Raw genomic sequence first — 20,474 nt, 5'->3', positions numbered from 1 at the left:
CACAACAGGTCAGAGCTGCAGCGATCTCACCTCCAGAAACTCCTCCAGCCCCCACTTGCCGAATTCGCGACCGATACCCGAGTGACCGAAACCACCGAACGGCGCCATAGGATTGAACGCGCCGCCATTGACGAACACCTGCCCCGTACGCATACGTCCGGCGACCGCTTTGGCTTTGGCCTGATCGGCTGACCAGACGGCGCCCGAGAGCCCGTATAGGGTGCCATTGGCAATTTCCAACGCCTGGGCTTCATCGTCGTAGGGAATAATGCACAACACCGGGCCAAACACTTCTTCCTGGGCAATGCGGGAGTTGGGGTCAACGTTGCCAAACACCGTCGCCTTGACGAAGTAGCCCTGCTCAAGCCCTTCCGGCGCTTCCGGGCCGCCACAGATCAGATCCGCGCCTTCTTCGATCCCCAGGCGGATGTACTCCAGCACACGGTCGCGTTGAACAGCAGACGCCAGAGGCCCGAGGCGCGTGGTCTCTTCCAGCGGGTTGCCCGGCGTCATCTTGCCCACAGCCTCTTTAGCCAACTCGCAGGCTTCGTCGTGCCGGTCCCGGGGCACCAGCAGCCGGGTCAGTGCCGTGCAGGTCTGGCCGGAGTTGAGCAGGCAGTTGTTGACCGTGCCTTTAACCGCACCTTTCAGATCCGCATCAGGCAGGACCACGGAGGCGGACTTGCCGCCCATTTCCAGCGCGATCCGTTTGAAATCTTCCGCGGCGGCATGGAAGATCGTCTGGCCAGTCCGGGTAGAGCCGGTGAAGGAAACCATTTTGACCTTGGGATGATGAATCAGGGCATCGCCCACTTCCTGGCCATAGCCCGAGACCACATTGAAAGCGCCCGCGGGCAGGTCGGTTGCGTCGATGATTTCAGCCAGCAGGAAAGCACTTAAAGGCGCGATTTCCGACGGTTTGAGCACAACGGTGCAGCCTGCGGCCAATGCCGGGATAACCTTGAGGATGACCTGGTGCAGGGGGTAGTTCCAGGGTGTGATACAGCCGACCACCCCAACCGGGGCGTACTGAACCTCCGAGTTGCCCACGGTTTCCGTAAACGGGAACTCCGGCAGCAACTTCATGTAACTTTTGGTGATCCCGGCAGGAAGCCCCGCCTGGATCTGGGTTGCCAGTTTCAGCGGCATACCCACTTCGCGGCTGATCGCTTCGGCGATCTCATCCGCGCGCGCCGCCAGCTGTTCCTGGATCTGCCCGATCACGTTCAGGCGCTGATCTACCGTGCTTTCAGACCAGGTTGCAAATGCCCGGTCCGCGGCTTCGATGGCCTGCTCCATTTCCGCCCGTGAGCCGGCTGGAATCTTGGCCAGCACTTCGCCGGTGGCGGCCTCGTGCACGTCAATCATGTCTCCTGACCAGGAGACCCATTCACCGTTAATATAGAGTTTGTCGATCTGTTTCATGTTCCCTTATCCCTCGCCGGTTCGCGGCGTTAGTTATTAACGGTCAGTCGAAAACGATGACGCCGCGGGCGTTGAGCCCTTTTTCCATATCAGCAAAGGCCTGAGGCGCTTCGTCGATGGAATAGGTGCGGGTGATCAGCTCGTCCAGTTTGAGATTGCCGGCCTTGTAGAGCGCCAGGATACGGGGAAAGTCGTACTGAGGACGGGCTGAGCCGAGCCAGCTGCCCTTGATGGTGCGCTCTTCGGCAGGCAGCGAAAGCGTGCTGAACGAAGTTTTGTCGGACGGATCCGCCACCCCGACCACGATCGCTGTGCCCCCCTTACCCAGCGTCTTGTAGGCTTGGGCGACGACTGAGCCTGCACCGACGCACTCGAATGCATAGTCGACGCCGCCAGTCAGCTTCTTCACGGCTTTGGCGGCGTCCGGCTCATCCTTGGCATTGATGGTGTGGGTGGCGCCGAACTGGCGGGCCAGCTCGAGCTTCTCACTGTTGGTGTCGACGGCCACGATCATCTCGGCACCAGCCGTGCGACACCCCTGAATGGCGTTGAGACCAACGCCGCCAACGCCGAACACCGCGGCGCGGGAGCCAGGCTCCAGCTGTGCGGTGTTGAAGACGGCGCCGACCCCGGTCATGACTGCGCAGCCTACGAGGGCCGCGTTCTGAAGGGGCACATCCTGGTCAATTTTTACCGCGTTGTCGACGTGGAGCGTCGCGTACTCGGCCATCACGCCGCACGCGCCGAACACATTCAGTGGCTTGCCATCCTTGTCGTGGGTACGCACGGTACCGTCGGGTAAGGTCACCAGGGCCTTGGACGCGTTCTCGCAAAGAACAGGGCGCCCGCGAACACATTGGCGACACTTGCCGCACATGGAAATGAACGAGCTGATAACCGCATCGCCTTCCTTGAAGGCGGTCACGCCCTCGCCTACCGCAACGACCCGACCGGCACCTTCATGCCCCAGTACCAGCGGCGGCGGCATCTGGATCTTACCGGTAGCGGCCGACAGGTCGCTGTGGCAGACGCCGCAGGCGGCAACTTTGATGGTGATTTCGTTACGCTGGGGCGGCGCGACGGTGATCGTCTCCACCTGGACCGGTTTGTTCCAGTCACGGCATACCAGCGCCTTAGCTTCACGTGTCATCTGCTCTTCCTTATTATTGCTCCACCGCGGGGCCAGTGCCGGCACCGCCTCCGGATTAAGTTTCTAGTGTCCTTATTCAGAACCAGTCTGGCTCCATTTCCTGGGTGGTCGCGTCAACGCTGACCAATACCGAGCCCAGCGCCTGAACACGCGGCAACTCGTAGCGGCAAAAGTAATCGCAGGTTTTGAGCTTACCTCGGTAAAAGGCCTCTGTCTGCGGTCCGCCCTCAGCCAGGCCCTGTTCAGCACATAACCCCTGCCGGAGCCAGAGCCAGCCCACGACGGTATGGCCAAAGGCTTCCAGATAGAGCGAGGCATTGGCCATGGCCTTGTCGACTTCGCCTGCGTTACGTCTGGTTACCAGGGCTTTCGTGGCTGCTTCCACGGTATCCACAGCCTCAGCGAGGCGCCGCCCATTATCGGCCAGCAGCGCGCTTTCCCGGGCCTGGGCCAGGGTCTCGCGCATCCGTACTAGCAGCGCCTTGTAGGGCAAGCCGTCCTGCATGGACACCTTGCGACCCAGCAGGTCCAGCCCCTGAATCCCATGGGTCCCTTCGTGGATCGGGTTTAGGCGATTGTCCCGGTAGAACTGCTCAACCGGATACTCGCGGGTGTAGCCATAGCCGCCGTGTACCTGAATCGCCAGGCTGTTGGCTTCTAGACAGAACTGTGAGGGCCAGGACTTTATAACGGGTGTGAGCAGGTCCAGCATTGCCGCAGCGGTCTGCCGGTCTGACGCTTCCTCGGCATAGCGCTTCTCGTCCACCAGCGTTGCGCCGAACAGACACAATGACAGCCCGCCTTCGACGTAGGCTTTCTGAGTCAGCAGCATCCGTCGCACGTCGGCGTGCTCAATCAAGGGCACCTGGGGCGACTGGGGGTCTTTCTGCCCCAGCGGGCGCCCCTGGCGTCGGTCTCGCGCGTAGTCCAGCGCATGCAGATAGCCCGTATAGCCCAGCATGACGGCGCCGAGGCCTACGCCGATCCGCGCCTCGTTCATCATATGGAACATGCCGGCAAGGCCGTTGTTGGGCTCGCCCACCAGATAACCCACCGCGCCGTCCTTTTCGCCAAAATTGAGCATGGTCGACGTCGTGCCACGGTAGCCCATTTTGTGAATCAGGCCTGCCAAGGCGACATCGTTGCGGGGACCGAGCGAGCTGTCCTCGTTAACGATAAACTTCGGCACGATAAACAGCGAAATCCCTTTCACTCCCGCCGGCGCGTCGGGTAAGCGCGCCAGCACCAGATGGACAATATTCTCGCTGAGTTCGTGATCGCCGGCGGAGATGAAGATCTTGTTGCCGCTGAGGCGGTAACTGCCGTCTTCCTGCGGCAGAGCGCGCGTCTTGAGGTCGCCCAGGGACGAACCGGCATGGGGCTCAGTGAGACACATCGTCCCGAAAAAGCGACCTGCCAGCATCGGCTCGGCAAAGCGCGCCTTCTGCTCGTCGCTGCCATGGGCAAGGATCAGGTTCGCCGCGGCGATTGTCAGCCCAGCGTAGCCCTGCGTGCCGACATTGGCGCCCTTGAGCATGCCCACACACATCTGGGCGATGGCAACGGGCAACTGCATACCGCCGCGTTCGTAGTCCTGGCCTGCCGCCATGAGCCCGGTTTCGGCGAGCACTTTCAGCGCCGGGCCAACCTCCGGGCGCATTACCACGCGGCCATCCTCAAACCGGGGTTCCTCGCCGTCCGCCAGCGCGTTGTGAGGGGCGAACTCCTCCGCCGCCACTTTCAGGGCGAGTTCAAGCGCGGCATCGAGCGTGTCGCGACTGTGGTCCCGGTAGCGTGCAAAGCGCAGCAGGCCTTCGGCCCCATGCAGCTCATAAAGCTGAAACGCCAGATCCTGAGTACTGATTATTTTCTGGTCCATAGGGCCCACCTTTTCGCCATCAATTTGTGCTGAGCAAAAACACCTAAAAAGCGGATCAGACGACTTCGAACAGACCCGCTGCACCCTGGCCGCCACCGATGCACATGGTCACAACCACGTACTTGGCCCCGCGGCGTTTGCCCTCGATCAGGGCATGGCCGGTCAGGCGCGAGCCGGTGACGCCATAGGGATGGCCCACGGCAATGGAGCCGCCATTAACGTTGAGCCGGTCCATGGGGATACCGAGCTTGTCGCGGCAGTAAACCACCTGGGACGCAAACGCTTCGTTCAGCTCCCAAAGATCAATGTCTTCCATTTTCACGCCGGTACGCTCCAGCAGTCGCGGGATCGCAAAGACAGGGCCGATACCCATCTCGTCCGGCTCGCAACCTGCGACGGCGAATCCGCGGAAGATACCCATAGGCTCAATGTTGTTTTTCTCAGCGTAGGTGGAATCCATAACGACACAGACCGATGCACCATCGGACAGCTGGCTGGCATTGCCGGCGGTGACAAACTGCTCGGAGCCTCGCACCGGCTCAAGCTTGGCCAGACCTTCCAGGGTGGTGTTCGGGCGGTTGCACTCGTCTTTGGTCAGGGTCACTTCGCGTTCGCTGACTGCGCCGGTCTCCTTGTCTTTCACCAGCATGGTGGTGTCAAACGGCACGATCTCATCATCGAACCTGCCAGCTTCTTGCGCCGCAGCCGTGCGCTGCTGGCTGATCAGGGCATATTCGTCCTGAGCTTCCCGGCTGACGCCGTAGCGCTTGGCGACGGTATCGGCGGTTTCGATCATCGACAGGTAAAGCTCCGGCTTGTTTTTCATCAGCCAGTCGTTGGTCGCGTGGAACGCATTGAGTTTCTCGTTCTGCACCAGACTGATGGACTCAACCCCACCGGCCACCATCGCCGGGACTTTTTCCGACAGCACGCGCTGGGACGCAAGGGCGATCGCCTGCAGGCCCGAGCTGCAGAAGCGGTTGATTGACATGCCTGCGGTTGAGGTGGGTAAACCGGCGCGGATGGCGGCCAGGCGGGCCATGTTCTTGCCCTGGGCGCCTTCGTGGAACGTCGCCCCCAGAATTACGTCCTCGACGATAGCGGGGTCAATTCCGGCCCTGCGGACAGCTTCCTGGATAACGTGACCCGCAAGATCAACGCTGTGCGTGTTGTTGAGGGCGCCCCGGTAGGACTTGCCAAGACCGGTGCGTGCGGTCGAAACGATGACAGCTTCAGACATGGATCGAGCTCCACTGATGGGATTTTTCGCTGCCGGAAACACCCGGTCAGCGATACAGAAAAGGGAAGGTTTGCCGGTGAGCACGCGGCGTCACCGGCAACGACCTCCGAAGCCGGGAGGATCCCGGAGGTCAGGCTGGTCTCAAGGTGTTGTCGCCCCTTGACCAGTAGTCACTCTGATCAGAGGTCGCCGAACTTCTTGCCTTCGGCTACCAGACGCTCCAGCAACGCCGAAGGCTCCCACTGCTTGCCGCCGGTCTTCTTGTGGAATTCCTTGACCCGCGCCAGGATCTCGCCCAGGCCGACCTGGTCAGCCCAGAACATGGGGCCGCCGCGGTAGGCGGGGAAGCCGTAGCCATAGATCCAGATAACGTCGATTTCCAGCGAACGCGTGGCGATGCCCTCTTCCAGAATCTTGGCGCCTTCGTTGATCATGACGTACATGCAGCGCTCGAGGATTTCCTGGTCGCTGATCGCGCGCGACTCAATGCCCTGCTCCTGGCGGTACTGGGCGATCAACGCGTCGACTTCTGGGTCAGGGATCGGCTTGCGGCTGCCTTCCTCGTAGCGGTAGATGCCGGCCTGGGTCTTCTGACCGAGACGGTTCTGCTCCGCCAGCTTGTCCGTCCAGCTCTCGGGGATATTCTCACCTGCTTTACGGCGTTCCTGGCGGATGCGATAGCCCACATCCAGGCCGGCCAGATCCGACATGGCAAACTGCCCCATGGGATAGCCCAGGTCAGTCAGTACTTTGTCGACCTGTTGCGGGCTGGCGCCTTCATTAACCAGGGAAACGGCTTCGGCGCCACGCTGGTGCAGCATGCGGTTGCCCACAAAGCCGTGACAGTTGCCGACCATGACGCCGACTTTCTTGATCCGTTTGGCCAGGGTCATGACCGTCGCCTTGACGTCATCGGCTGTCTTGGCGCCGCGCACGTTCTCAAGCAGCTTCATAACGTTGGCCGGGCTGAAGAAGTGCATGCCGACGACATCCTGGGGCCGGCTGGTGGACTCGGCGATTTCGTCGATATCCAGGGTCGAGGTGTTGGAGGCCAGAATCGCGCCGGGTTTGCAGACCTTGTCGAGTGTGCCGAAGATCTGCTTCTTGATGCCCATGTCCTCGAACACCGCTTCAATCACCAGGTCGACGTCGGCGAAGTCGTCGTAGCTCAGCGTCGGCTGGATCAATGCCATGCGCTCTTCAACCTGAGCGGTCGTGATACGGCCTTTCTTGGCTGAGTTCTCGTAATTGCGACGAATCACGGCCAGGCCGCGGTCGATCGCTTCCTGCTTCACTTCCAGCAGGCGGACCGGAATGCCAACGTTGGCGAAGTTCATAGCGATGCCGCCACCCATGGTACCGGCGCCGATAATGCCGACCTTGTTGACGTCGCGCACCGGGGTGTTTTTGTCGAGGCCCGGCACTTTGGATACTTCCCGCTCCGCAAAAAACGCGTGAACCAGACCCCCGCGCTGGGGCGACTCCATGCATGCCATAAACAGTTCGCGCTCGCGTTGCATACCCTCGTCGAAAGGCAGCTTGAACGCGGCTTCCACGGCGTCGACACACTTGAACGGTGCAAACAGGTTGGGCGAGCGCTTGCGCAACGCGGCGCGGGCTTCATCAAAGGCCGAAGAGTTCTTGTCAGCCTCGACTTTGTCCGTAAGGCTGCGAACGGGGCGCTTGGGCTTGCTTTCGCCCAGGACTTTTTCCGCGTAGGCGAGGCCCACGGCTTTGACGTCGCCACCGTTCTCAACGGCATCGACGATGCCATATTCCCGCGCCTGCACAGCGTCCACGAAGTCACCGGTGGTGATCATTTCCAGGGCTTTGGCCGCGCCGGTCAGGCGGGGCAGCCGCTGGGTACCGCCCGCGCCGGGCAACAGACCCAGCTTCACTTCGGGCAGACCAACCTTGGCGCTATTCAGGGCAACGCGGTAGTCGCAGCCCAGGGCCAGTTCCAGGCCACCGCCGAGTGCTGTGCCGTGGATTGCGGCAACAATCGTCTTGGTGCTGCTCTCGAATTTACCGATCACATCAGGAAGGCCGGGCTCCTGCATTGGCTTGCCGAATTCACGGATGTCGGCACCGGCTACGAACGTACGCCCTTCACAGACCAGCAGTAAAACTCTGGCGTCGTTATCGGACTCCCCTTTCTTCAGTGCGTCCTGCAAGCCTGAACGTACCGCGTGGCTGAGGGCGTTGACCGGGGGGTAGTTAACGCTGATAACCCCAACCTGACCCTGGCGTTCGTAAGTGACGACCTGTGACATAAACCCTCCTAGTGAAATCCGGAATAACAAAACGGCGGCGCAGAGCCGAAAAAGGCGGCCCGACCCTAAACCTCACAAGGCTAACAGACCTTAACCGCCGATGGCTCGGCGGCACGATCACTAGCCATGCCATTTTGAAACCTTGTTCTGTTACGCGAAACTAAGGAACGATTTAATACAAAAACGTAAAGCGTTTCAACCGTAGCAAGGAAATTGACGGCGACGAACGCCCGCAAAACAGGTTCAGGACTTGGGGAGGTGGGCTAGAACAAGCAGAAGGAGAGCAAGAAAAAGGGCTGCGCTGGCAGATAATGCCGGGCAGCCCTTGAGGCAAATACAGCGTCGGGTTGGTGCAGGGCTTAGCCCAGATCAGACCCCCAGCGATTCTATATCGCTGGCGAGCATTGCCAGCTCATGGGCAATGGAACCCTTGAGCTGCTCCGCGGTTACCAGATAAGACGGTGCCGCGCATGTCAGCGCCATGACTGTGCCGTCCTGAAGAAAAACGGGTACGCCTGCTGAGTTGATATTGCGGTCCCAGTCACCGAGCGACAGGCAGAAGCCATGGGTTTTGTAGTCAGACAGCGCCTGCTCCAGCCCGGGCTCAAATTCAGGCCAGCGATCGCCGTACTTCTTGACCATATTGCTTCGTAGAATTTCCCGGTCATCATCAGGAATAGCAGCAAAGTAAGCACGCCCCGCAGACGTGGTCGCCATCGGCAACTTCAGGCCGATTTCCATCCTCAGCATCGAAGCGTCAGGCGGTAGCCGGTTTTCCACGTAAATCATGTAAAGCCGGTCGCGGCACGTGAGACCCACGGACATGTTGTTGCGACGCGCGAACTCATCCATGTAGGGCTTGGCCAGCTGCCGCACCTTGAGGTTCGATACGTAGGCGTAACCTAACGCGAGAACGCCAGAGCTGAGCTGGTATTTCTCGAGCTGGGAAGAGTAGCTCAGGTAGCCCAGCTGGGTCAGCGTATAGGTCATTCGGGACACAGTCGGCTTTGGCAGGCCGGTCAGCCGTGCAATGTCCTGGTTGCCGAGAATCACCGACCCCTGGCTGAATGCCCTCAGCACATTAAGGCCGCGTGAGAGCGCCTCGACAAACTTGCGATCCTTCTGGGGGCTCTCGATGCCTTCCAGCTCTTTGATATTTTTGGTCATGGGTTCCCAACTTTAAACTTCGAATCGCTTGCCAAGGCTGCCGAATAGCTCGAATTTCCTGCCCAGCGTATAAATTGCATCACGCGTACAGCGCGCGCCGGCTGCAGTATGATGACCTAGTACTTTATGACATTTCCTACATACTAGTGGCCGTGTCCGGCGCCCGCCACCGCAGCCGCTATTTAAATCTCTCTTAACGCCCTGACCCTTAGTACGGGAGCAGTCATACGCTTTCGTAGCTCGTTAAAATGATACTTTATTTTGCTCCGCGGAACAAAAATTAAGAATAGCAAGAAAAACTATTGAGACGCGGTACACAGGACCGCTGTGTCACAGCGTGGAAAAGTTGATCGCCAGCACCAGGAGCAGGCAAATGGCCGGGAGCGCGACCAGTGTATAACGCAGGTTCCACCCAAACGCGACCGTCAAACGGGACAGCCGCCCGAAACGGGCGAGCACCATAACGGATGGCCCGAAAGGCGACAACATCATAGCCATTGAGAAGCCAACTGCAAGCGCAACCCCGCTAAACAGCACGGGAGCGCCGCTTTGTTGTATCTGACCCAGCACGCCCGCCAGAAACGTGAGCACGACCAAAGGCGCAATGCCCACAGCTGCACCACCCATAATCATGAGCATGCCCACGATGGCGAAGCCCAACTGGCCGGAGCCGGTGTCTGCGATGGCCTGCACCCAATACGCAGGCACAATCGAGGCCAAGGTGCTGCCGATGGCGGCAGAGCAGGCAAAAATGAACATTTCGTTGCGCAGGCCCACCAGGTTGTCCTGCAGCTCCCGCCCCAAGGCACGCGGGTTGCGCTCGCGCAACAACAGAAAGCCGATAGTCAGGCAGGGGACGGTGAGCATCGCGGCCTTGGATACGCTAAGAGACGTCAGCAGAACTACCGTCGCCATACCTACCAGGAGCAGGGCAACACAGACAGCCAAAATACCGCTACCGGGCGGAAGCCCATTCAGCTCCACGCGCTGGTGGCTCACCTGACGGAAGCGGCGTGCCTCCAGCGCCCAGCCAACCAGCACGAAGACCAGGGCGGCAACGGCCGTGTAGGGCACCAGCATGCTCCAGCTAAGAGCCGGGACCTCACGCGTGATTATCGCGATCGCTACACTGGTGGGCGCAATCAAAGGCACCAGGGCGAAACCGCGCAGCGTAACGATAAGAATGCTGCGTAGCCACTGCTGCCGCTCGGCGCCGACTATTCCGCGCTGGTCCAGCGTCTCCATCAGACTACCGCATAGCACATTGACCACGCTGAAGTTCAGGATGGAGGCGATGCTCAGACTGGTCAGCGCATACTTGGGATAGAGGAAGAGAGGTCTGCCACCCAGCAGCAGGTCATGCACCCGCCGCAACAGTTCGAACCGTCTCACGAGCGATTGCATCAACCCGAGGCTTCCCAGAAAGCTTGAGTAAAAGGCTGCGGCCTCGGCTGCGTGGCCCAGCCTCGACAGGTCAAGCCGGCCATTGAACGCCAGGCCGGCCAGGGTAGCGACTGCAACAAGCCCCAACAGGCGAGCGTATATTTCCAGTCCGCGCGGGCTGAGAAGAAAATAGCTGAAGAACAGGCCGCAGGATACATAACTGAACGTCTCACCCGCGCCGGTCACGGCCAGCAACTCAAGCAACACTGCAACCGGTAGCAGAACGGCTGGCCAAGTAAAAACGGTGGTCGCCACCATCAGTTCGCGCGCCGCCAGAATGGGGCGAAATGAGGTGCTCTGATGTGATTCATACTTTCCCCATCGGCATGTGCGTTTTCGGCTTCGAACCGGCGACACCGCAGGCCACATTTGGGGCAGAAGCCCTGCCCTTCTTGTTCGGCGCGTTATCCGGACGTTATGGATGCGCCGGAGGCTTGCTTTCACTAACAGCAGACTTTAATCTTGCGGTTATAAAATATGATTCCGCTAGCCGAAACTATCGTAACATTTTATACATAGCAAGCTCACTGGTCCGGCGCAGCTGGACTATTGGGCTCGAGTGGGGAAACGCCTATGACCGCCTATCTCTATGACGGTATACGATCACCCTTTGGTCGCCATGCCGGTGCACTTGCTCCGCTGCGTCCTGATGACCTGCTTGCCGCAGTTATCCGCCACCTTGTGGAGCGCAATCCCTTTGCTCCCGAAGAGTACGAAGACGTGCTTGCCGGCTGTACCAATCAGGCTGGCGAGGACGCGCGCAACGTGGCGCGCCATGCCGGGCTCCTGGCGGGGCTGCCGGTAACCACCGCCGGGCTCACCCTGAACCGCCTTTGCGGATCGGGGCTGGCTGCGATTATTGACGCTGCCCGGGCTGTGCGCTGTGGCGAGGGTGATCTCTTTGTGGCTGGTGGTGTCGAGAGTATGAGCCGGGCACCCTTCGTGATCGCAAAGGCTACATCACCCTTTAGCCGCGACTTTAACGCGTTCGACAGCACAATAGGCGCTCGCTTCCCCAACCCGTTGGTCGAGAGCCAGTATGGCGATGACACCATGCCGCAGACCGCAGATAATGTAGCTCGTGAGCTGAATATCAGCCGGGCGGAGAGCGATGCCTTTGCCCAGCGCAGCCAGGAACGCTATCAGGCTGCGCTGCAAGCAGGCTTCTATACCGATGAAATCCTGTCCATTGAAGTGCCCCAGGGCCGCAAAAAGCCGCCTGTCACTGTCGATAAGGACGAGCACCCCCGCGCCGAAACCAATGCGGACTCCCTCGGGCGGCTGAAGCCGCTGTTCGAGGGGGGCGTGGTCACAGCGGGGAATGCTTCAGGCATCAACGACGGCGCCGGAGCACTGCTGGTGGGCTCCAGCGCAATTGGTGAACGCTATGGTATCAAGCCTCGCGCCCGTGTTATCGCCTCTGCTGTGGCTGGCGTAGAACCCCGCCTGATGGGCCTGGGTCCGGTCGCGGCCAGCCGCAAGGCCCTGCAGCGCGCCGAGCTGAAGCTGGAAGACATGGACGTTATAGAGATCAACGAGGCCTTCGCCTCCCAGGTGCTCGGCTGTGCCAAGCAGCTCGGTATCGACCCGGAAGACAAACGCCTCAACCCCAATGGCGGCGCCATTGCCGTCGGGCACCCGCTTGGCGCCTCGGGTGCCCGGGTCACCCTCACGGCGTTGCGCCAGCTCGAACAGACCGGGGGGCGTTACGCCCTGGTCAGTATGTGTATCGGCGTTGGCCAGGGGATTGCCACCGTCATTGAGCGACTGCCGCGCTAAACGCTGGTTCTGCGCTCGAACCACGGCTCCAGCCATAACCCATTTGCTGCGTCGGCCAGCTCTCGTTTCAGCCGACGCAAACGCACCGCAACCGGAGAAAATCTGCCATGTCCTCAGCACCCTGGGATGACCTGCTCCTACTTGACCAGCAGCTCGACGAAACCGAGCGCCAGGTCCGGGACAGCATCCGCTCGTTCTGCGATCAACGTCTGATGCCCGGCATTACCGAAGCCAATCGCCACGAAAAATTCGACCGCACTATTTTCACCGACATGGGCGACCTGGGTATGCTCGGCGCAACCCTGCCGGAAGAGTACGGTGGCCCCGGTCTCAACCATGTCTGCTACGGGCTGATTGCGCGCGAAGTCGAACGCGTCGATTCCGCATACCGCTCGGCGTTAAGCGTCCAGTCTTCCCTCGTCATGTACCCCATCTTCAGCTACGGCAAGGAAGCCCTGAAAAAGCGCATCCTGCCCGAGCTTGCGTCAGGGCGAATGGTCGGCTGCTTCGGGCTGACCGAACCCAACCACGGCTCAGACCCCAGCAATATGGAAACCCGGGCAAAGAAGGTCGACGGCGGTTATCTGCTGAGCGGCTCAAAGACCTGGATCACCAACTCGCCCATCGCCGACATTTGTGTAGTCTGGGGTAAGCTTGACGGTGTTGTGACCGGCTTTGTTATCGAGCGCGAAGGCGCAACCGGGCTGGACACGCCGAAGATCGAAGGAAAGTTTTCTCTACGCGCATCGGAAACGGGCTCCATCTTTATGGACGAAGTATTCGTCCCGGAAGAGAACCGGCTCGATGTGGAAGGCATTAAAGGACCTTTGAGCTGTCTGACCAAAGCGCGCTACGGCATTAGCTGGGGATCCCTCGGCGCCGCGGAGTTCTGCTGGCATGCAGCCCTCAACTACACCCTCGAGCGCAAGCAGTTCGGGCGGCCTTTGGCTGCCAACCAGCTGATTCAGAAAAAACTGGCGGACATGCAGACAGAAGTCACTATCGGTCTGCAGGCAGTTCTGCAATTGGGCCGCCTCATGGACGCCGGCCAGGCCAGCCCCAACGCGGTCTCAATGATGAAGCGCAACAACTGTGGCAAAGCACTCGACATCGCCCGGGTCGCGCGGGACATGCATGGCGGAAACGGTATTGCCGACGAGTACCACGTCATCCGCCACGTCATGAACCTGGAAGCCGTGAATACCTACGAAGGCACCCATGACGTGCATGCGTTGATTCTGGGTAAGAGCCAGACGGGGATTCAGGCGTTTTACTGAAGCCTTGCTGACGAGGTTGCTGACCTTAAGAAGACCCTGCCTTTTTCGGCGGGGTTTTTCATTTTATCGAGACTGATTATTCTTTCATGAAATGCCGCTGGCGCGGTCGTTTCGAAGAGGTTCTGTTTACCAACAAAAAGGCTCCCCGATCTGGGAAGCCAAAATGGTTTGAACCTGAGTTTGCGTCTAAAAGAAGGGCTCGGCGCCAGATGCGCCGAGTACATCGGTTAGAAATCGTATTTCGCTGAGAGCATGACTTGCTGATATTCGTCCTTGTCACGGGTCACTGGCTGCTTGAATGTCCAGTGGGCATACTCCAAGCCATAGCTCATCTTGGCGTGCGGGCTCCAGACCAGGCTGGCATGAACAGAAGTCGAAGCTTCTACCCCCAGGCCACTCCCATCGCTGACCGCCTCGGTATGAGAACCGACGAGATTGCTACGCCATGCTTCTGTCCAAAAGTGCTGGTAAGCCGCTGTCAGCCCTTGGGAAACAAACGCTTTAGCCTCATCAGCTGCCTGATCCTCCAACTGAACATCCGGGTAGGTTAGCAGCCCCATGTAGCGCCCGAGTGCACCGTAGGAATATTGCAGCCTCACGTTATCCCGGCCGATCGTAGGCACACGGGCCGCGATAGAGGCGGCGCCAGCCCAAGTCTCGTCGTCATCAACCTCCAGTCGCCGCGCCATCCCTGACACCGAATACATCCCGTAGCTATTGCGGAGGTTATAGCGAGCGACGAAATCGGGAAGAGACTGATCGTCGTATTCGTCGGCATCAATACTACTGATACCGTCTTCCGGGTTTTCCAGCGCCATCATGAGACTGCCCCCTGGAGCAGCCATCGTGTACCGAACCTGAGGCTGGGTTACGTAGATAAACGCAGCCATTTTGCCCTGATTCATAATCTCTGGCAGAACTGCAAGGTCGGTAAAGGTGGTGTACGTCTGGCCGGCAGTCCAGCCGTTCCAGCTACCGTAGGCCTGACGCAGGCGGGGATTATAGCTGTTTGAGACAAGCTCATTGCCATTGCTTTCCATATCATCGTTAAAGTCCATTTCGAGATATGTCTCTAGCGTATGACCAGCCACGTCTTCTGTCGAAGTACCGAAGGCAAAGCGTGATTCACGAGCTGTAAGCCCGACATTCCAAGAGCTGGAATCATTGCGGGCAAAACCCGCGAAATTACGCGGAACACCCACACTGTAGGTATTCTTGGTGCCATCGCCGTTAGATCCGGCGATCATATCAGCCTTGATAAAACCGCTGAAGGTAATGGTTGTGCCACCAATTTTTATGCCTTTACCTTCCCGGACCAGGTACTGATTATCAAAATCAGTCTCCGGCGCCTGCCCTTGTACACGCTCTACAATAGCTTCCAGTTCACCAATACGGCGTTCCAGATCTGCTACATCAGCGTCACCCTGCTGGGCGAAGGCCGGTGCAGCGAGCAAAGCGAGCACCGGCAGACCAGCAGCGGCTATGCTCGTGGAAAGCAGACTTCTTTGCATCTTCATGTGGTTTTCCTCTTGTTGTTGTAATAGGTATTTTTGTTTTGGAACTCGTACCAAGGCGTCCGGGAGCGGAAAAAGCTCCTTCGACAAGGGATCACCTTCGACGTCCGTGTTTCGCTCTGCGATACCGTTTCGTATAACGATTCCGCACAGCAATATAGGCTTCCGTATGCTTCCGAATATATCTAATCAAATGGAATCAGACAACCGCTGCGGTGTCTACTTAGACCATGATCGTAGATAGGGCAGTTTTGGAGCGGCCGACACAATTGACAGGGCTCGCTTTAAAATTCATGATATGGCAATTCTGCTAGGCGGTATTTATTTTCGTAATTAGCCCATTCGGGCCTCATCAGGGGTAAGTTTGATGAACATCAACTTCAACGAAGCCGAGCTCGCCTTCCGCGATGAAGTTCGGTCGTTTCTCAGCAGTGAGCTTCCGCAAGACATAGCGGCCAAGGTCAAAGGTGGCAAGCATCTGAGCAAAGAGGATCACCAGCGCTGGCAGCAGATTCTCTCCAGGAAGGGCTGGTACGCCACGCACTGGCCGGTAGAGTACGGTGGCGTCGAATGGAGTGCGGTGCAGAAGCACATCTTTGATGAAGAAACCGCCGCCTTCGGCGCGCCGCGCACCATTCCGTTTGGGGTGAACATGGTGGCGCCGGTGATCATCAAATTCGGTACCGAAGAGCAGAAGCAGCATTACCTGCCGCGCATTCTTAGCGGTGAGGACTGGTGGTGTCAGGGCTATTCGGAACCCGGCGCGGGCTCTGACCTTGCATCATTGAAAACCCGCGCGGTACGCCAGGGCGACCACTACATCGTCAATGGCCAGAAAACCTGGACCACACTGGGTCAGCATGCCAACTGGATTTTCTGTCTGGTGCGCACGGATACCCAAGCAAAACCCCAGAGCGGCATCTCTTTCCTGCTGATAGACATGCAGACCCCGGGCATCACGGTGCGCCCGATCATCACCCTGGACGGCGAACACGAAGTGAACGAAGTTTTCTTCGAGGACGTCAAGGTTCCGGTTGAGAACCTCGTCGGCGAGGAGAACAAGGGCTGGACCTACGCCAAGTACCTGCTGACTTATGAGCGCACCGGCCTGGCCGGCATTGGCGCTTCAAAAGCGGCGCTGGACCGGCTCAAGGAGATCGCCGGCAAAGAGGTCAAGAACGGCAAGCCGCTTCTGCAAGACCCCGCCTTTGCGTCGCGCGTTGCCCAGGTTGAGATTGACCTGATGGCCGCCGAGATCACCAACCTGCGCATTATTGCAGCGGTTGAAGGGGGCGGTGTGCCGGGCGCGGAGAGCTCGATGCTGAAAGTCAAAGGTACCGAAATTCGCCAGACCATCACCGACCTGATGCGCCGGGCGATCGGCCCTTATGCCCAGCCCTTCCCCGAAGCGGAAATGGAACTGGACTACGAGGGCGAATACCTCTCCTCTGATTACGCGGCTCCCCTGGCGCCGCATTACTTCAACATGCGGAAGCTGTCGATTTTCGGCGGATCCAACGAGATCCAGAAAAATATCGTCGCCAAGATGATCCTCGAACTGTAGGAGCGCCACTGTGGATTTCAAACTGAACGAAGAGCAGCAGATGCTGCAGGAAACCGCGGCACGCCTGGTCCGTGGAGAATACGATTTTGAAAAGCGTGAGCGCTTTCGCCAGAGCGACGCCGGGTTCAGTGAAGCGTTCTGGCAGCAGCTCAGCGAGCTGGGCCTGACCACTGTGCCTTTTGACGAAGCCCATGGTGGTTTTGGTGGCGGCGCGGTGGAGCTCCAGCTCATCATGACCGAACTGGGCCGTGGCCTATGCCTGGAACCCTACCTGCAGTCCATTGTGTTCGGCGGCGGTCTGATCAACCAGGCCGGTAACGACGAGCAGAAGAATGACCTGCTGCCCCAGATTGCAGCGGGCACACTGAAAGTGGCGCCGGCACTGCTTGAACCGCAGTCGCGCTATAACCTCCATGACGTCGTGACCAAAGCCGAATCAGACGGCGATGGCTACCGCCTGAGCGGGCGCAAGGCCGTGGTCATCGGCGGCCACTGCGCGGACAAGCTCATTGTCTCTGCCCGCACTTCAGGCGAGCAACGGTCCCATGACGGCATCAGCCTGTTTGTGATCGACGGCAATGCGTCCGGGTTGCAGCGGATCACTTATGAAACGATCGACGGCCTCAAGGGCTGCGACCTGATCCTGGACAGCGTCAGCGTGCCGGCATCAGCCCTGCTGGGCCCTGTAGGCCAGGCTCATGCGGCTATCGACTACCAGGCCGGGCGCGCAATCGCCGCTATCTGTGCGGAAGCTGTGGGTGCCATGGAAGAGTCTGTCAATCTGACGCTGGAATATCTCAAGGCGCGCAAACAGTTCGGCGTGCCGATTGGCAAGTTCCAGGTGTTGCAGCACCGCATGGTGGACATGGCTTCCGAGCTTGAACAGGCCCGCTCAATGGCGGTGCTCGCCGCCTCCGTGGCCGATGCCGAGCCCGGAAACAGGCGCGACTCCATCCTGGCGGCAGCCAAGAACGTGATCGGTCGGGCGGGGCAGTATATCTCAGAGCAGTCGGTGCAGCTGCACGGCGGCATCGGCATGACCTGGGAATACAGCGGCGCTCATTATGCCAAACGCCTTGTGATGATTAACCATCAGTTGGGCGATGATGACCATCATCTGGAAGCCTTTGTGGCGCTGATGAAGACGAGCTGATAGCCAGACCGTCCAACCGGTTACGGTTACGCTGGCAGGGAAATCCCCTGCCAGCCAGTCAGCTAAAAGGACTCTACACCCTCGCCATGGCCTGAAGCTGGACTGCCTTGCGCACGTTCGGCATGCCCACCCCGTCGCGCCAGTTCAGCCAGCGCCAAAAGCCCTGAACCGATACACACCCCCCTCAAGCTCCCGCTCTACCCGGCCAGTCGCCAGCAGATGGTTGGCGTGGGCGATGCTTTCTCCCATCGCAAAAAACAGCTGCTGGTCGTCCAGTTCGCGTCGGAATAGCACCGGCAATAAGTCAGTCGCTGTCTTTGGGGCTTTACGACAGGCGTCTTCTACCTGGGTCAGCTGGACCTCATGGTGGACGATCAGCTTGTCTGCCCGCATGTGAAGGCCCTCGAATGGCCGGCCATGGGCGGGCATGACCCGCGTGTCAGCGGGGAGCTGAGCGAAGGCCCGCAATGAGGCGAGGAAGTCCGCCAGTGGGTCAGCTTCGGGCACATCCTTGCGCACGCTGATATTGCTGGAGATCGAAGGAAGAATCTGGTCGCCGCTCAGCAGCACCCTGTCCTCGGACCGGAAGAGGCAGGCATGTTCCGGCGAATGGCCATTGCCTACCACGATGTCCCAACGGCGTCCGTTTATGGTCAGGGAATCGCCCGCTGCGAGACGCTGGTAAGGTGTCGGCACCCCACTGATCGCGCCTCGGAAAAGGTTGCCGCGCTGGGTAAGACTCTCGGCACGGGCCTGGCGCACGCCGTGGGCCAGCAGCAAACGCCGCTGGCCCTGGTCCATCTCGGCATCAGTCTGGTTGAATAGATCGTGGGTCAGCTGCCACTCGCCGTCCGTCATGTAAACAGGCGCACCGAAATGCTGGGCCAACCACACCGCCTGACCGATGTGATCAGGGTGATAGTGGGTCACCACGATACGCCTTAGGGGCCGTCCTTCCAGCGCATGATCAAACATGGACTGCCAGAGTTCACGCGTTTTCCCGGCGCCAAAACCCGTGTCGACCAGCGTCCAGCCGTCGCCGTCCTCAAGCAGCCAGAGGTTGATGTGGTCCAGCGCAAACGGCAACGGGAATCTGAGCCAATAGACGCCCTCGGCGACGCGTTTCTTTTGCCCAGGCTCAGGCAACTGCTTCTCGACGTACTTGACTGCGCTCATCGGGTGTCTCTTTCCGGTGTTTTCTTTTAGGGCGTACGGGGCCGCTTCGAGGAGCTGCAATGCATCGAACCCTGCGGTACTATTGAAATACGGTTTCATAGTATTAGGAAAACAATCATGAATGCCAATACCAAAGAAACGTCGTTTCATTATGCGAACCAAACGGAACAGCAAGTCCGCCAGGATCTGGCTGCGGCCTACCGGCTCGTGGCCCACTATGGCTGGGATGACCTGGTATTCACTCATCTCTCTGCACGGGTGCCAGGGCCCGAGCATCATTTTCTGATCAATCCCTATGGTTACCTCTTCAGCGAAATTACCGCCTCCTCCCTGGTCAAGGTCGACCGGGACGGCGAAGTGGTCCAATCGGGTGAGCTGAGCCGCGTTAACCCTGCCGGCTTTACCATCCACAGCGCCGTGCATATGGCCCGGGACGACGCCGGCGCGGTGATGCATCTGCACGCAGCGGATGGCGTCGCAGTATCAGCCCATAAAGAGGGCCTGCTACCCCTGAGCCAGACCGCCATGCTCTGCCTCGACCACCTGAGCTTCCACGATTACGAAGGCGTTGCCCTCAACCTGGACGAGCGCGAACGTCTGACCCGGGACCTGCAGGGCAAGAATCTGATGCTCTTACGCAATCACGGCCTCATGTCAGTCGGAGGCACTGTCGCCGAAGCTTTCACCTACCTCTACTTTTTGATGAAGGCATGCGAAATTCAGGTCCGTACACTGGGCCAGGGAGCAGCATACCTGCCCTCCGCCGCGGCTATCGAAACCACCCGGCAGCAGTCCCAGAGCCTGGGCCAGGCCAGTAAGCTGACGTGGCCAGCGCTGGTTCGGCTAATGGACAAAATCGATCCTACCTATGCCAGGTAGGGCGTTCAGCCAGTCGTCCACCATCGCAAGCTTGAGGAAACCCCATGAAAGTCTTTCCCTCCCTTGAGGCCCTCGCCCAGGTTGCTGGCGAGGATATCGGCGTCAGTGACTGGGTTCTGGTCGATCAGGCCCGGATCCAGGCCTTCGCCGACGCTACCGGCGACCACCAGTGGATCCATCTGGACCAGGAGCGCGCAGCGCAGGAGTCCCCCTACAAAACCACGATTGCCCATGGTTATCTCACACTTTCATTACTGCCCATGCTGAACCAGCAGATCATGCGCACCGAAGGGGTGAGCGCCACTATCAATTACGGCCTCGACAAGCTTCGTTTCCCCAGCCCTGTGCCCGCAGGCAAACGGGTGCGGTGTCATCTGAAGCTGCTATCGCTCGAGCCTGCAGGCGACAGCCGTCATCTCGCCCGGTTTAGGTCAACGATCGAGATCGAGGGCAGTGAAAGGCCGGCATGTGTTGCCGAAAACCTGGCTATGTATCTGAGCTGATGTCCGTTCACGGAAAATAATTCTGAAAAAAAGGCGGATTGAGCCTGGCCCA

Annotated in this window: 15 protein-coding genes; 6 read left to right on the top strand and 9 right to left on the bottom strand. The window is 59.3% G+C overall.

Annotated elements, in window-relative coordinates:
- Positions 1 to 9: 9 nt before the first annotated feature.
- From soil367_RS02460 to soil367_RS02430, 7 genes are all read right to left on the bottom strand, one after another.
- The gene (locus soil367_RS02460) at positions 10 to 1,425 is read right to left on the bottom strand and encodes an aldehyde dehydrogenase family protein (RefSeq protein WP_136546575.1); all 1,416 of its coding nucleotides are present in this window, start codon (positions 1,423 to 1,425) and stop codon (positions 10 to 12) included.
- Between the two features lie 43 nt (positions 1,426 to 1,468).
- The gene (locus soil367_RS02455) at positions 1,469 to 2,575 is read right to left on the bottom strand and encodes a zinc-binding dehydrogenase (RefSeq protein ID WP_136546573.1); all 1,107 of its coding nucleotides are present in this window, start codon (positions 2,573 to 2,575) and stop codon (positions 1,469 to 1,471) included.
- A gap of 76 nt (positions 2,576 to 2,651) precedes the next feature.
- Positions 2,652 to 4,454: an acyl-CoA dehydrogenase gene (locus soil367_RS02450; protein WP_136546571.1), complete on the bottom strand. Its 1,803-nt coding sequence runs from the start codon at positions 4,452 to 4,454 to the stop codon at positions 2,652 to 2,654.
- Between the two features lie 55 nt (positions 4,455 to 4,509).
- The gene (locus tag soil367_RS02445) at positions 4,510 to 5,694 is read right to left on the bottom strand and encodes an acetyl-CoA C-acyltransferase (protein ID WP_136546569.1); all 1,185 of its coding nucleotides are present in this window, start codon (positions 5,692 to 5,694) and stop codon (positions 4,510 to 4,512) included.
- Between the two features lie 179 nt (positions 5,695 to 5,873).
- Positions 5,874 to 7,967, bottom strand: a complete 2,094-nt coding sequence (locus tag soil367_RS02440; RefSeq protein ID WP_136546567.1) for a 3-hydroxyacyl-CoA dehydrogenase NAD-binding domain-containing protein — start codon at positions 7,965 to 7,967, stop codon at positions 5,874 to 5,876.
- 369 nt (positions 7,968 to 8,336) lie between these two features.
- The gene (locus soil367_RS02435) at positions 8,337 to 9,134 is read right to left on the bottom strand and encodes an IclR family transcriptional regulator (RefSeq protein ID WP_136546565.1); all 798 of its coding nucleotides are present in this window, start codon (positions 9,132 to 9,134) and stop codon (positions 8,337 to 8,339) included.
- Between the two features lie 330 nt (positions 9,135 to 9,464).
- On the bottom strand, positions 9,465 to 10,835 hold the full coding sequence (locus tag soil367_RS02430; protein ID WP_136546563.1) for a hypothetical protein: 1,371 nt from the start codon (positions 10,833 to 10,835) through the stop codon (positions 9,465 to 9,467).
- 315 nt (positions 10,836 to 11,150) lie between these two features.
- On the opposite strand from soil367_RS02430, the gene soil367_RS02425 reads away from it, so the two are divergent.
- On the top strand, positions 11,151 to 12,356 hold the full coding sequence (locus soil367_RS02425; protein ID WP_136546561.1) for a 3-oxoadipyl-CoA thiolase: 1,206 nt from the start codon (positions 11,151 to 11,153) through the stop codon (positions 12,354 to 12,356).
- A gap of 107 nt (positions 12,357 to 12,463) precedes the next feature.
- The gene (locus soil367_RS02420; protein ID WP_136546559.1) at positions 12,464 to 13,633 is read left to right on the top strand and encodes an acyl-CoA dehydrogenase; all 1,170 of its coding nucleotides are present in this window, start codon (positions 12,464 to 12,466) and stop codon (positions 13,631 to 13,633) included.
- Between the two features lie 227 nt (positions 13,634 to 13,860).
- On the opposite strand, the gene soil367_RS02415 is transcribed toward soil367_RS02420, so the two are convergent.
- Entirely contained in the window at positions 13,861 to 15,150 is a 1,290-nt protein-coding gene (locus soil367_RS02415; protein ID WP_246065480.1) for a DcaP family trimeric outer membrane transporter, read from the bottom strand.
- A 364-nt stretch (positions 15,151 to 15,514) separates the two neighbouring features.
- Between soil367_RS02415 and soil367_RS02410 the strand changes: the two genes are divergently transcribed.
- Both soil367_RS02410 and soil367_RS02405 read left to right on the top strand, forming a co-directional pair.
- On the top strand, positions 15,515 to 16,711 hold the full coding sequence (locus soil367_RS02410; RefSeq protein ID WP_136546557.1) for an acyl-CoA dehydrogenase family protein: 1,197 nt from the start codon (positions 15,515 to 15,517) through the stop codon (positions 16,709 to 16,711).
- Positions 16,712 to 16,721: 10 nt separating this feature from the next.
- Positions 16,722 to 17,864 (top strand): acyl-CoA dehydrogenase family protein, encoded by a 1,143-nt coding sequence (locus tag soil367_RS02405; protein WP_136546554.1) that lies wholly within the window; start codon positions 16,722 to 16,724, stop codon positions 17,862 to 17,864.
- Positions 17,865 to 18,008: 144 nt separating this feature from the next.
- Here soil367_RS02405 and soil367_RS02400 read toward each other — a convergent pair whose 3' ends face one another.
- On the bottom strand, positions 18,009 to 19,040 hold the full coding sequence (locus soil367_RS02400) for an MBL fold metallo-hydrolase (protein ID WP_136546552.1): 1,032 nt from the start codon (positions 19,038 to 19,040) through the stop codon (positions 18,009 to 18,011).
- 117 nt (positions 19,041 to 19,157) lie between these two features.
- Here soil367_RS02400 and soil367_RS02395 point away from each other — a divergent pair, with 117 nt between their 5' ends.
- Both soil367_RS02395 and soil367_RS02390 read left to right on the top strand, forming a co-directional pair.
- Positions 19,158 to 19,919 carry a class II aldolase/adducin family protein gene (locus soil367_RS02395; RefSeq protein ID WP_136546550.1) on the top strand — a complete coding sequence of 254 codons (762 nt, stop codon included), beginning with the start codon at positions 19,158 to 19,160 and terminating at the stop codon, positions 19,917 to 19,919.
- 44 nt (positions 19,920 to 19,963) lie between these two features.
- Complete coding sequence (locus soil367_RS02390) at positions 19,964 to 20,422, top strand: MaoC family dehydratase (protein ID WP_136546548.1); 459 nt, start codon at positions 19,964 to 19,966, stop codon at positions 20,420 to 20,422.
- The last annotated feature ends 52 nt before the right edge of the window (positions 20,423 to 20,474 follow it).

Origin of the sequence: Hydrocarboniclastica marina, from assembly GCF_004851605.1 — a bacterium.
In the GTDB taxonomy this organism is placed as follows: Bacteria; Pseudomonadota; Gammaproteobacteria; order Pseudomonadales; family Oleiphilaceae; genus Hydrocarboniclastica; species Hydrocarboniclastica marina.
Note: the sequence above shows the minus strand (reverse complement) of the source record. Positions and strands in the feature narration are given on the sequence as shown.